General features: G+C 62.8%; 8 protein-coding genes. 3 read left to right on the forward strand and 5 right to left on the reverse strand.

What is annotated here, in order from left to right; genetic code table 11:
* Positions 1–51 precede the first annotated feature (51 nt).
* Entirely contained in the window at positions 52–2,514 is a 2,463-nt protein-coding gene (locus tag ACWPM1_RS07495) for a DUF4062 domain-containing protein (protein WP_455694216.1), read from the reverse strand.
* 261 nt (positions 2,515–2,775) lie between these two features.
* Positions 2,776–3,621, reverse strand: a complete 846-nt coding sequence (locus tag ACWPM1_RS07500; RefSeq protein ID WP_455694217.1) for a hypothetical protein — start codon at positions 3,619–3,621, stop codon at positions 2,776–2,778.
* A 142-nt stretch (positions 3,622–3,763) separates the two neighbouring features.
* Between ACWPM1_RS07500 and ACWPM1_RS07505 the strand changes: the two genes are divergently transcribed.
* Both ACWPM1_RS07505 and ACWPM1_RS07510 read left to right on the forward strand, forming a co-directional pair.
* Complete coding sequence (locus ACWPM1_RS07505) at positions 3,764–4,546, forward strand: outer membrane protein assembly factor BamD (protein ID WP_455694218.1); 783 nt, start codon at positions 3,764–3,766, stop codon at positions 4,544–4,546.
* A 39-nt stretch (positions 4,547–4,585) separates the two neighbouring features.
* Positions 4,586–5,293 (forward strand): energy transducer TonB, encoded by a 708-nt coding sequence (locus tag ACWPM1_RS07510; protein ID WP_455694219.1) that lies wholly within the window; start codon positions 4,586–4,588, stop codon positions 5,291–5,293.
* Here ACWPM1_RS07510 and ACWPM1_RS07515 read toward each other — a convergent pair whose 3' ends face one another.
* Together ACWPM1_RS07515 and ACWPM1_RS07520 are read right to left on the reverse strand one after the other, a co-directional pair.
* Positions 5,294–6,658, reverse strand: coding sequence for a L,D-transpeptidase family protein (locus ACWPM1_RS07515; protein WP_455694220.1), 1,365 nt, complete (start codon positions 6,656–6,658; stop codon positions 5,294–5,296).
* 6 nt (positions 6,659–6,664) lie between these two features.
* Positions 6,665–7,237: a hypothetical protein gene (locus ACWPM1_RS07520; protein WP_455694221.1), complete on the reverse strand. Its 573-nt coding sequence runs from the start codon at positions 7,235–7,237 to the stop codon at positions 6,665–6,667.
* Between the two features lie 451 nt (positions 7,238–7,688).
* On the opposite strand from ACWPM1_RS07520, the gene ACWPM1_RS07525 reads away from it, so the two are divergent.
* Positions 7,689–10,043 carry an EAL domain-containing protein gene (locus ACWPM1_RS07525; RefSeq protein WP_455694222.1) on the forward strand — a complete coding sequence of 785 codons (2,355 nt, stop codon included), beginning with the start codon at positions 7,689–7,691 and terminating at the stop codon, positions 10,041–10,043.
* 251 nt (positions 10,044–10,294) lie between these two features.
* Here the strand turns inward: ACWPM1_RS07525 and mfd are convergent, their stop codons facing one another.
* Positions 10,295–13,762, reverse strand: a complete 3,468-nt coding sequence (gene mfd, locus ACWPM1_RS07530) for a transcription-repair coupling factor (RefSeq protein WP_455694223.1) — start codon at positions 13,760–13,762, stop codon at positions 10,295–10,297.
* Between the last annotated feature and the right edge of the window lie 55 nt (positions 13,763–13,817).

Below are 13,817 nucleotides of genomic sequence, written 5' to 3' on the forward strand. Positions count from 1 at the left end.
GAAGCTTGTAGGTGTGAAAGCTGGCTCCTCTCCCAGCGACGCTTTCAAATATCATAACCCGCCAAAGAAGCGCCGCACGGCGGGGGCCACGTTCGACTGCTTCATCGAAAACCCAAAATCTAGCCAGTGTACGGTATTGTAATAGTATGTCTCCTCCGGCTTGAGTTGTCGATCTAGCAATTCGCCCAGACGCTTCTTAGTGAGAACGGCGGCACACCTGAGCGCCGTAAATTTGCGAACGAACTCTGACTCATCGTTAAGAAGAGAATTCAACCTATCGGTATCAAGTTGGGAGATAGATTTCGCCGGGAGCGCAGCTATGGTATGTGCGAGAATTGCACCTTTGACTTCAAGAGGTAATTGCGAAATATCACCCCTAATCAAACGCGCAATTGCCGAACCCGCAAGTCGGTTCCGTCGATTATCCGTCATCGCCCCAAGAATAGTGGTTTCGCTATAATCCAGATTATTTAATAGTTTTGTAAGACGGGCGACGTCTTCGACCCCACCGAACTTGGACAAATACTCAACGATCTCTGTATTCCATTTGATATCAAATTTATCCAATCCGAAGCGGATGGTGGAAATTTCTCCCTCACGTCCGGCTCGAATGAGAACCAAAAGGGCGTGTCTGACTAGCTCAACGCACACGTCCTGCCTGAGTCCCTTCCACCTTTCTCTGATTTTGGACGCCTCTGGGCTCTCTCCAAACGTGCTGAGATACGATTCAAAGACCTGCTCAAATCCGTCAGAGATATGAGAAACAATCTCGTTTCTGGATCTCTGAAATTCTCGTTCGGCGAGAGCAAAAACGGCGTCATAATTTAGAGCATTGGAATTCGCTGCTCGTTCACGCAGTTCTGCCAAATCCAAGTTACGCAGACTGTTCCGTACAAACTCCTCATACTGCTTTTGTCCCTGGCTATCATGGCTTCCCAGATTAAGGAGTCCAACCACGAGGCCCGGGGTCTGCTGCCTCGGCTTAACGATTACGGACTTTGCCTCGGTGAGATCCGTGATCGAACGGAGGTTCACTAGGGCTCTGGCGGCAATGTGCCGAACGATGGCGTTGCTATCCTGCGCTAGCTGTCGCGCCATCGGCTCGTCGATCAGCTTCCGCCTATTGGCTTCTTCCGCAAAAACAGCCCGCAAAACGTCACTCTTGACGTCGAGTCCCCTGCGGATGTCCGCAACTGACAATTCCAGCAAGCTGCCGCGGACAAGATCGATCATCCTCTCCGACGGCGTTGCTGGATCGAGCTCGAACATGCGCTCAATCGCCTTAGAGCGGTTGGTGCGCGACATTAAAATGACCGCCGCATCGATTGCGGCTGCCAGGGTTTGGTGATCGGCACGGGCGATTTCCGACTCGATAAAGTCTGCATCAGACGGCTCTCCGACTTCCGCCAGGTACCGCAAAGCAACGTTGCGCAACTCTGGAGATGTGTCCGCAAACCAACCATCGATAGTTGCCTCGCGGCCGAGCAGAAAACCAGCTTCAATCGGTTCCCCAATGAACGTCATCGCTCTCAGCGCATTAATTCGTACCTGTGGGGGGTCCTTCACAGCAGAATATAGGGGTAGGATGCCTAGGTTGTTCGCATCCAACTCCCTCTTCCACTGCCAGAGTGGAATATTCTCAGCAGAAAAACCATACAAAGCCGACCGTAGCAGAGTGTATTTCTCTCGAATAGCTAAGTCGCTTGCTGATGTATGTCTATAAATCAGATTGGCATCGTGCGCTTGTAGAAATGCCTCATCGTTGCTCGTCGATGAAAAGCTAAGAGCGAAAAGCCTTAGGCGCGCAATTTCGTCAGACAATAGAGGGGAGTTCGGATCGCGATCCTTCGTAGCGCTCATTAAATAACGAAAATGCGCCGAAATTTCAGCGGCTACGCCGTGGGTGGCAGGTTCGGCAGTAGCCTGATCCGATGGTTCTGTCTCGGGTGCTTGTGTTTTAGTATTAGTCTCGACGTGATCCGCTTGGATTTGGTCACGAACCGACTTGTATAGAGCCCGTCGAAACTTGTCTTCAAAATCTCGAGGATCAGCAAACGTTTCGTAATACACTCTCTGATCGGCATTAAGTTCGTCACGGAACGCAACCACCTTTTTGAGCTGATCACCAGGGTCCTTCAAGCTGTCTTGGTCGATTTCTTTAAGAAACAGGCCGATTTGCACGTTCTGGCCGCCTTCTCGACGCGCGACTGTACGCCGAAATTCTTCTTCAAACCCAGATTCATACGGAGAGTCAGGGCCGGGCTTTGTACCCCAACGTTTCCAGAGGACACCAAAAAACCTGTCGCATTGGTCTAGGTCTTTGTTGATCAACTCTTGGGGACGTCCAAAGCCAGTGACGGTTTCCTCCCAACCTACCAAATCAACGTGGTACCCGAAGGGGTTAGCGAGGTTCAGATTGGCCTCGTCGCATACCCGCTTCGCTGCCTTGCGCTCATCGGTCAGATCCGATGGTGATGCCAAGAACACCCGTATGACACTACGCAAGTCAGCCATGACTAACGCTTATGTGCTCCCGAACTCGAAGCAATACGTTTGCTCGGCTTTTGAACGATTTTTCGAAGGGGGAGCATTCCTAAGTTAGGGGGGCGGAAGCACCCGCAGGCACGACCGTCCAACCTCGAGCGAGAAGCCGTCATGGGAGTAAATCCCATGACGTCGAACGGGTTCGGCTGACCCCGACCCGCCGGCCGCCTCTCTCGATGCGCTGTCGCTCACCGGCTCGTAACGCGTCGCTTGGCAGGCCAAGCTTTGGCGTTACTCGCCTCCGAGAGATTTCCAATCATCCTCCTCCGGGTCGAACTCCTCCAGCTCGTCCTCGGCCGGGAAGATGTCCTCGAGCTCGCCCACGGCCTTGAAGTTCTTGTCCGCCCCGAGCTGGAAGAACTCGGTCTCCAGGTTGGCTTCGGGCGGGCCGTCCTCCTCGGCACGGTGGCGGGCGGCGAGTTCGGCGAGGGTGGCCTGCATCGCCTCGATCTCGGGCAGCGTCATCGCCACCGGATCGAAGTGTTCGATCATCGCGGCGTTCATGTCGTCCTTCTCGGCGCGCGAGAGCGCGGGCATTGTTATGCTCTGCCCTACCGCTACGCTACTTGAGGGCAGGAAACTCCCCGGATTGCCGGAGAGGCGATCCGCGGCCGGGTCGAAGTAGCTGGCGGAGAGGCGGCGGCCGTCGGCGCCGCGGGCGTTCATCCGCAGGCAGAACATCAGCAGCCGGTCGTTCTTCACGCGGCGGAAGCCCTTGAGCTTGCCGCCGACGAACACCGGGCTGAGCTGGCCGTTGAGGGCGCGGTCGAACGCCTCGTCCTGCAGCCGCTGGACGCCGAAATCGAGCGCGCACTCCCACGCGCGGCGGAAGCTTTCCGCCCCTGGCCGGCGGCGCAGGTAGTAGGCGCCTTCGGGGCTCATGTTGATCTGGCGGCAGGCGCGCTTGACGCTGCCGGTATCGGCGAGCGCGGCGATGAACGCGCGCTGCCGCTCGGGCGTCCACCCGTCGTGCCGGAACTTGCGCGGCACCGGCTCGAACGCGGGCAGGTGGTGGCCGGCCGCCTCCATCTCGGCGAGGGGCTTGCGGATAACGGCGGGGTCCTTGCGGCGGGTCATGCGGGAATGCTCCTGGCTGGGGGTCAACCGGCCAGGGTGAAGCAGAATTTTGGCGTGTAGGAAAATGCGCGCGGGGGAGGGTGGGCCGGCGGGGCCAACTTCACTTTGCGTTCACGGTGAGGGCGGTTATAGGCCCAGCCCTATGCAGACCCGTCTTCTCGCCGCCGCTCTGCTGGTCGGCGCATCGCTCACCGTCACCGCCTGCGCCGGCAAGGGCGGGCCGCGCGATACCGCCTATGTCGCGCGCGACGTGGAGACGCTCTACGCCGCGGCCAAGGATCGGCTCGACCGGCAGCAGCCCAAGATCGCCGCCGCGCTGTTCGACGAGGTCGAGCGGCAGCACCCCTATTCGCCGTGGGCCCGGCGTGCGCAGCTGATGAGCGCGTTCAGCTACTACGTGGCGCGCGACTACGACAAGGCGGTCGCGAGTGCGCAGCGCTTCCTCTCGATCCACCCGGGCAACCGCGATGCGCCCTATGCCTATTACCTGATCGCGCTGTCGTATTACGAGCAGATCAGCGACGTCACCCGCGACCAGAAGGTCACCGAGCAGACCCGCACCGCGCTGCAGGAGCTGATCCGCCGCTATCCCGCGACCGAGTACGCCAGCGATGCCAAGCTCAAGCTCGACCTGGTGGAGGATCACCTGGCGGGCAAGGACATGGAGATCGGCCGCTTCTATCAGCGCAGCGGCAGCCTGCTGGCGGCGCAGACGCGGTTCCAGAATGTCGTCGACAACTTCCAGACCACCAGCCACGCGCCCGAGGCGCTCTACCGCCTGGTCGAAACCAACCTCGCGCTCGGCATTCCGGTCGAAGCGGTGAAGAACGCCGCCGTGCTCGGCGCGAACTACCCCGGCAACGAGTGGTACCAGAAGGCTTACGCGCTGGTGCAGGAGCGGGCCCCCGGCGTCACCGCGAGCTGAGGCGGAGCAAAACGCCGCCCGCGCCGTTGTTTCGGCGCGATGTACGCTGACCGCCATGGCGCCGGTTCGCGGCGTTTCGGAGCCGGGCTCGCCACCCTGGCGATCCACGGCGTGCTCGCGGCCGGCCTGTTGTGGGGGCTGTCGATCGACGTCACTCCGCCGGGCGACTCCGAGCCGCCGCTCACCACCGTCGACCTGACGCCACCGCCACCGCCGCCCCCTCCGCCCGAGCCACAGCAGGCCCAGGCCGCTCCCAAGCCCGCCGGCGACGAGGGCAAGAAGGGCGAAGCGCTGCCGAGGGAAGCGCCCATCGCCGCGATCCCGCTGAGCGAAACGCCCGCCGCCACCCGCGCCGAGGTCGGCCGCGACGCCAGTGCCGGCGCTGGCAATCAAGGCACCGGGGCCGGCGCGGGCGGGCAGGGGGCAGGCAGCGGGGGCGGGGGAGACGGCGGCATCGCCTCGCGCGCGCAACGCATCTCCGGCGCCCTGCGCGACAGCGACTATCCCCGCGGCGCGGAAGAGCAGGGGCTTGCCGGAACCGTTGCGATCAGCTTCCGCGTGCGCACCGACGGCAGGGTGGATCGCTGCAGCGTGGTACGCTCGAGCGGATCGCCCATACTCGACGACCTCACTTGCCGCCTCTACACTGAACGCTTTCGCTTCCGCCCGGCGACCACGGCCAGCGGCACGCCGGTGGAATCGACGCTGCAGACGAGCTTCACCTGGGGCACGCGCCGACGGCGCTGACTACTCGGCGGCGTAGGCCAGCCGGGTTGCAGAATCCCGCGAATAGACGTCGTTCCGGAACGCGATCCCGGTCTTCGAGGGGAACGCGGTCAGGTAAGTTATGTAGACGGGGACGAGCGTGGGCAGATCGACTCGCTGCTCGGGGCTTTTGCTCACCGGCAGCGTCTTGCCCAGCAGCCAGCGGCCGAGCCGGTCGGCGTCTTCCAGGCGCACACAGCCGTTGCTGAGCTGGCGATCGGCCAGCTTGAGCAGCGCGCGTTCGGGCGTATCGTGCAGGTAAATGCCCTGGGCGTTGGGGAACTCATACTTCACCTTGCCCATGAAGTTCGGTCCGCCGGGCTTCTGCCGCACATAGGGAGGGGGCGCCCCGGCAGCGATACCTTTCCAGTCGATCGTCTTGGGATCGAGCGGTGTCTCGTCGTCGCCGAGGCCCGAGAACACTTCGTATCGCTCGCGCGTCCAGTACTTCATCCCGCCCTTTAGGAACTTGGGGGCGATGCTCTTCTGGACGAGGTCCGGCGGCACGTTCCAGTAGGGATTGACGATGGCATAGCGGATGAACCCGGCCATCGCCGGAGTCGCGGACTCGGGCTTGCCGACTACAACCTTCATGGAATCGACCGGCTTGCCGTTTTCGTACATCCACAGCCGCGCACTGGCCGCGTCGACCAGCACGTAGCGCTCGGGGGGCGTGGCGGGCAGGGCGCGAACCCGATCCAGATTTTCCCAGATCCGGGCGCGCTGGGCCTCGTCGTAGAGGTGCGTGTCCATCGCGTCGCGAAGCGGGGCGTAAAGCGGATGCATCCAGCCCATTTCGCGGACGTAGTTGTCGAGGGACGGAGCTCTGCCTGCAGCATTGAGCACCGCGACCGCCGTCGGCACGACCGGCGCGAGCGCCCTGCTTTCGTAGATCATGTCAGCGCGATGCGCGCTGCGCATGGCGGTCACGTAGTACGTGAAGAGCTTCGACAGCCCGATCTCCGCCCGCGCAACATCCTCGGGCCGCCCGCGAGCGGCGCGGTCAAAGTCGCGGCGAAGCGATCGAGTGCGAAGGCGCTTGACCGTCCGAGGATCGAGACCGTCGAACTGCGCGGTATCGAGCCGTGTCAGCAAAATCTCGGCAGCAGCCGTGGCCCTGCCGTCGGGGTAAATCCATAAAGGCTGGTGACCCCGCTGCGCATAGAACTGGCGCAATTCGTCGGCTTCACCCGCGATCTCCGCGCGAAGCTCACGCGAAGGGCCGGGACCCAGTGTATTGGGATAAGCAGCGTGCGCGGGCGCGCCGATTGCAACGAGCGCGCCCGCACTGCAGACGAGCATCGCGCTTTTGGATAAGGCCTCGAGGGCCGTCGCGATGCTCGTCATTCGCAGTTAGCCTCGCTCGCCGGTATAGGCAGTAGTGGTCGATTGCACCGTAGGCGCGCCTTCGTAGTAAACGCCTTCACGGACATAGCCGTCGACGCATCCGTCGCGGTTGTTGTCGGCCCAAACAGCGCCACCGATGCCGCCAACCGCCGCACCGATCGCTGCGCCTTCGAGTACGCCGAGTCCGCCGATCAAGGCACCGGCACCGGCACCCACGGCGGCACCGGCCAGACCAGTCTTGACCGCGGTTCCGCCGACGCTCGGGCAAGCGCGGGCCGTCGAAGCGGTCTGGTAGCTGCCGGGCTCACCTGCATAGTACTGGTTCTGGTAAACGTACCCATCGGCACGGCCGTCGCCATTCTGGTCGGCCCACACGGCGCCGGCGAGACCGCCGGCGGCGGCACCGATCACGGCACCGGTAAGCAGGTTGCCGCCAGTCACGGCCGCTACGCCGGCACCACCGGCAGCACCGATGGCGGCACCGGTTCCCGCACTCGCGAGAGTGTCGTCGCCATCATACGAAGCACAGGCGCTCAGCGGCAGAGCCGCGGCAGCCAATATGACGAGAGATTTCTTCATGATCAGTCCTCTTTTCTTTTCAGATCCGGTCGTCCTGAGACAACGCCCTCTCGCCCGGCCCTGTAACGCAGCCCATTGGGAAGCGTTCCAAAAGAGTGGCGAGGCTAAAGCGTATCTGAAGAAAGGCCTTTCACCTTAATCATATGGGAGAACTGAAGATTCGCCGTGGAGGGACCTCTCTGGCGCGGCAATCCTCGCTCGAACCTGAACGCGGTGCCTCTCGAGGCAAGGGGGGCGCCAATCGTTCGAACTACGTGGCCGGGGCGCGCCGTGAAGTTTTTGGCCGCTAGAAACTCGAAATTAACCATGGGCCCGCGCGGATCGGGCGGATTCCCGGCCGGACCGCGTGTTCACCCTTAATCAGGGTTACGATTTCTTTTCGTTTCGCTCCGATAGTGATCTTTCGCGAATGGGTCGTTGGCGAAAGGATGCGGCGTGCCGCCTGAGGTGAATGGCTGAAGTCGAGCTCTCGACGCCGAAGAACCGCTGGTTCCGAAGGCTCGCCAATCCCTTGCGCCGGCTCGGGGCTGCGAAGCGTCGCGACCGGCAACGCGATCGAGCACCTACCGCCCGCCGGCGGATTGTCCTGTGGGCCCTCGCCATTGGTCTGCTGAGTGGCTTCTTCGACTTGCCCCTGCCGGTGGAGGACAGCTTGCGGGCGGCACGCTCGGGTCTTCGACTGCACGCCGCCGATCAGAGCGTCCTGGTGGTGACCGTCGACGATCGTACTCTCAATGCGGTCGGCGCACGCGATACCCGGCGTGATGACGATGCCAGGTTCCTCGACACGCTGTTCGAATTGGGAGCCCGCCGGGTGTTCTTCGACCGTGCCTATGCCGACGAGTCGGTGCCTCGGCAGGACTTTGCGTTCGTGGAGGCGCTGAAGCGGCATAAGCCTTACGTTTATCTGGGCGCTTTGGCCGAATTCCAGCAGCCGGACGGTACCACCGAGCCGATCCTGCCCAATCCGATCTTCAGGCCGCATGCCAACATGGTCTCCATCAAGGGGTGGAAGGGCCCGTTTGGATTGTCGACCCGGTTCCCGGCCCGAACCGAAGTGCTGGGCAAGAGCATACCCTCGCTGTCTGCCGAGCTCGCGGGCGTCGATTCAGACCTTGAGCGTTACCGGGTCGATTTCTCGATCGATTACAAGACGATCCCGACGGCCAGCTACATCGACGTGCTGCGGCGTAATGTGTCAGTGGACGCGATTTCCGGGCGCGATATCGTTGTGGCGCCATCGAGCCGGATCAACAACGATTATCATCCTGTGCCCTATCGCCAGAACACATTGGGCGCGTTCCTGCACGTCCTGGGTGCCGAGACGTTGAAGAACGGGCGGCCGGTCGACCTGAGGTGGTATCCAGCCTTTGCCCTCGCCGCGCTGATCGCGGGCCTTCAATTGCGGCGGCGGCAGCCATCGCGCGTGGTCATGGGATTGACGTTCGCGGCGTTGCTTACTGTCCCACTCGGGCTCGACATGCTGAGCGTGAACATGGACGTCATGCCGGCGCTGATCGCCCTTTCCATCACGTGGTTCCGGCTCCAACGCTTCGCCAAGGACACTTATCGTGGCGCGACCGGTCTGCAGCGGATCGAGACGATGCAGGCTGCCGGCACGGCGCCGGAAATGGATGTTGTCGCCCTCAAGATCCGCAACTTTGCCACGATCAGCGCCAATCTCTCGCCCGAGGAGGTCGAGGAGCTCCTGATCAAGGCACAAGCCATGCTGCGTGCAGCGGACCCGGTCGCCGAGGTCGCGTTCGAGAAGGACACTTTCGTGTGGATGCGACCCAAGGTCTCCTCAGCGGAACTGGAGAACCACGCGCGCGGATTGCATGCTCTGTTCCGGACCAGCATCACCATCGGCAGCCATGCGCCAGACGTCGCGTCGTCGATTGGCATCGACGCCATTCACGAACTCGCGCTGCGCGAGCGCATCGAGAATGCGATTCAGTGTGCGGAGGACGCCGCCCACTCGAGCCGCATCTTTATGGTGAGCGAGCCGGCGCTCGCTGAAGAGCGCGCCTGGCGCCTTCAGATACTTTCCGAGCTCGAAAACGCTATCCGCAACGACGAAGCCGACGTTGCTTTCCAGCCGAAAGTCGCGCTCGCGACGGAAGCGATCGTCGGCGCCGAGGCCCTGCTGCGCTGGACTCACCCAGTGCGCGGCCCGATCGATCCCGCCGCGGTCATCGCCAGTGCGGAGGAGCACAACCGCGTCGACATGATCACGCAGTTCGTCCTCAACCGCGCGCTTAGGGAAGCGCGGCGCGCGGTCGCCGTCGACCCGTCATTCAAGGTCGCGGTGAATATCTCCGCTCTCGACTTGCGCGACCCCTCGTTCGCCAATCAGGTCGAAACGCTGCTGACCCGCCACCGTTTCTCGGCAGGCAACCTGGTGCTCGAGATCACCGAGACCGCGCCGATCGAGAACGATGCCATCGCGGCAGTTACGCTCGCAGCCCTCAAGCGGCTCGGGGTGAGATTGTCCGTGGACGATTTCGGTATCGGGCACGCATCGCTGCACTACCTTCGGCAAATCCCCGCAGACGAAGTGAAGATCGACCGCAGCTTCGTGGTAGGGATGGAAAGTTCGCCCGAAGACCGGGCGCTGGTCCGCACTGCGATCGACATGATTCATTCGCTTGGGCGTTCTGCCGTCGCCGAAGGTGTCGAAAACAAGGCGACAGTCGAATTACTGCGGGAGATGGGCTGCGATACCGCCCAAGGTTACTTCTATTACCGTCCCATTACGATGGAGACACTTGTTCCGCGACTTCGGAAAGGCTCGATTGCCGCATAACCCTTGCCAAATCTTAAAACGATGTTAACCATCCCTGTTAGCACATGGCGTGCGCAACAGGAGGCCTTATGTCGTTCTGGGAATGGTTCGAAGACTGCTTCGGCGGCCGTTGATCGGCCTCCGTGATTGAAAAGCCCCGGTTTTTCCGGGGCTTTTTGATTCTAGGACATATGTCCGCCGTTGGGACGGCGAGGCGTCGATCCCCTGCGAATCATCCTTAAGATTCAGCGAATCAATTGTGGCTACTGGGCTCAGGCCGCCTCTTTCTGCTGGCCCGCCCGGTCAGCAACCCCGGCAAGTCCTTTGGTCAGTTGGAACAGTCCGTTCAGGCGGCTCTCGGCGCTGCTCCATGCGCGGGCTAGCACCAGCTTCATGTCCGGGCGAAGCTTCGCATCAGGCCCGACCCTCTCGACCCACGCGAGCAATCCCGCCGGATCGGGAAAGTCGTTGTTGTGGAACGTCACCAGCGTACCGCGTGCGCCGACATCGATTTTGGCGATGTTGGCGCGGATCGCCAACTCCTTGATACCGATCAACTTGACCAGATTCCCTGTTGCGGCGGGGAGGGGGCCGAAGCGATCGATCATTTCCGCCGCCAGCGCCTCGATCTCGCTCTGGTCCTTGGCATCGTTCAGGCGCCGATAGAGACCCATTCGCACCGCTAGGTCGGGGACGTAGTCCTCGGGGATCATGATCGGAGCGTCGACGGTGATCTGCGGGCTCGGGCCGGCCTCACGGTCGAGACCCGTCTCGCCCGCCTTGGCGAGCAAGATGGCGTCTTCCAGCATCGATTGGTAAAGCTCGAAGCCGACCTCGCGGATATGGCCGGACTGTTCGTCGCCGAGCAGGTTACCCGCACCGCGAATGTCGAGGTCGTGACTGGCGAGCTGGAACCCCGCGCCGAGCGAGTCGAGGTCCCCAAGGACTTTCAGCCGCTTCTCGGCCACAGGATTGAGGACGGTGTCCGCCGGGGTGGTGAGGTAAGCGTAGGCGCGCAGCTTCGACCGACCCACGCGGCCGCGCAGCTGGTAAAGCTGGGCGAGGCCGAAGCGGTCCGCACGGTGGATCACGATGGTATTGGCGCTCGGGATATCGAGGCCGCTCTCGACGATCGTGGTCGAGAGCAGGACTTCGTACTTCCCTTCGTAGAACGCGCTCATCCGCTCCTCGACCTCGGTCGGGGACATTTGCCCGTGGGCGCTGATCGCGCGGATTTCGGGCACGTGCTTGTGCAGCCATTCTTCGACTTCGGGCATGTCCGCGATCCGGGGGACGACGACGAAGCTCTGCCCGCCGCGATGATGCTCGCGCAGCAGCGCTTCGCGCATCACCATGTCGTCCCACTCCATCACGTACGTGCGAACAGCCAGGCGGTCGACCGGCGGGGTCTGGATGGTCGAAAGCTCGCGCAGACCGCTCATCGCCATCTGCAGGGTGCGCGGGATTGGCGTCGCGGTGAGGGTGAGGACGTGAACGTCGGCGCGAAGCTGCTTCAGCTTTTCCTTGTGGGTGACGCCGAAGCGCTGCTCCTCGTCGACCACCACGAGGCCTAGATTCTTGAACTGCGTGCTCTTGGACAAGATTGCGTGCGTGCCGATCACAACGTCGATATCGCCGCTGGCAAGCCCGTCGCGCGTCTCGCTCGCTTCCTTGGGAGCGACGAGCCGGCTGAGGCGCCCGACCTTTAGCGGGAAGCCCGAGAAGCGCGCCGCGAAGTTCTCGTAGTGCTGGCGGGCGAGCAACGTAGTCGGAGCTACCACCGCGACCTGCCGCCCGCTCATCGCGGCGGCGAATGCCGCGCGCAGCGCCACCTCCGTCTTGCCGAAGCCGACATCGCCGCAGACCAGCCGGTCCATCGGCGCGCCGCTCGATAGATCGCTCAGTACCTCGAAGATCGCGCGATCCTGGTCGTCGGTCTCCTCCCACGGGAAACGATCGACGAAGGGCATGAAGCTCGATTCCTCGACCTCGATGACCGGCGCCTTGCGCAGGGCGCGGGCGGCAGCGGTGCGCAACAGTTCGTGCGCAATCTCGCGGATACGTTCCTTGAGGCGCGACCGTCGTTTCTGCCACGCCTCGCCGCCCAGCCGGTCGAGCGCGACAGCCTGTTCGCTCGAACCGTAGCGGCTGAGCACCTCGAGGTTCTCGACCGGCACGTATAGCTTGTCGCCCCCGGCGTACTCCAGCATCACGCAGTCGTGCTTGGACTTGCCCACGGGGATCGGCTCGAGGCCGAGGTATCTGCCAATGCCGTGATCGATGTGGACGACGAGGTCCCCCGCGTTCAGCGCCTGCAGTTCGGCGAGGAAGGCGTCGGCGCTTTTGCGACGCTTCTTGCGGCGCACGAGCCGATCGCCGAGCACGTCCGCCTCGGTGACGAGATCGATCTGATCGTTTGCGAATCCGGTTTCGAGCGGCAGTACGAGGGCGACGGGCTTGCCCTTCGCGGACAGGCCGAGTGCTTCCTGCCAGGTATCCGCCAGCTCCATCGGCGCGCCGGCTTCCCCAATGATCGAAGCGATGCGTGCCCGGCTGCCCTTCGAATAGGTCGCGAGGATTGGCCGCTTGGCCGCCTTGCCCGCGGCCTTGAGATGGTCCGCGGCGGCGGCATAGACATTGTCGCCCCGCGCGCGTTCGGGCGCGAAGTCGCGGCCTGACTGGAAGCCGAAATCGATCACCGACGCGCTTTCCGGTTCGGCGAAGATGGACGCGCGGTGGACTGGCCGGTCCTTGAGAGCCGCGGCGAATTCGTCCTTGGCGAGGTACAGCGCCGTCTCCGCGAGCGGACGATAGGATCCTTCCTCGCGCTGGCGATGATAGTCGGTCACGTCGGAAAGGCGCTCGTCGGCCGCTTGGAGCGCGGCATTGTCGATCACCAGCAGGTCGCCGGCCGACAGATGGTCGAACAGGGTCGCCAGCCGCTCCTCGAACAGCGGAAGCCAGTGCTCCATGCCGGCCAGCCGGCGGCCTTCGCTTACCGCCTGGTATACCGGGTCCTGCGTCGCATTGGCACCAAACAGCTCGCGATAGCGGGTTCGAAAGCGCTTGATGGTGTCCTCGTCGAGCAGCGCCTCGCTCGCGGGGAGGAGCAGATGCCGGTCGAGAGTTCCGGTAGTCATTTGAGTGTTGGGATCGAACAGCCTCAGGGATTCGAGGTCGTCGCCGAAGAAATCGAGCCGTAGCCCGGCTTCCAAGCCCGACGGGAAGACGTCGAAGATCGAACCGCGGACCGCGAACTCGCCGTGGTCGATCACGGTATCGGTGCGGCCGTACCCCTGCCGCTGGAGGACTGCGATCAGCGCTTCATGCGCGATCGACATGCCCGGCTTCAGCTCGCGCACCGCCTCGCGCACGCGAAACGGCGTCAGCACCCGCTGCAGCAGCGCGTTGACTGTGGTCACCAGGAGCTGCGAGCCGGTTTTGCCCGCCTGAAGGCGGTGCAGCGCCGACAACCGGCGGGCACTTACGGACAGCGCGGGACTGGCTCGGTCATAGGGCAGGCAGTCCCACGCCGGGAACTCGATTACCTCCAGTTCGGGCGCGAAGAATCGCGCGGCTTCGGCCAAACCCGTCATCGCGCCTTCGTCCGGAGCGATGAAAACGGCCCGTCCGCTCGCGGCCCGTGCGAGGTCCGCCATCACCAGCGGTTGCGCACCGCGAGGAACTGACGACAGCGTGAGGGGCGAGCCGGCTTTCAGAATTCTCGGAAGGTCGGGCATGCAAAGTCCTGTCTTGCGGGCACGCGAGAGCACCCGTTCGACAAAAGTTCGAGCG

Source organism: Tsuneonella sp. HG249 (genome assembly GCF_053819205.1).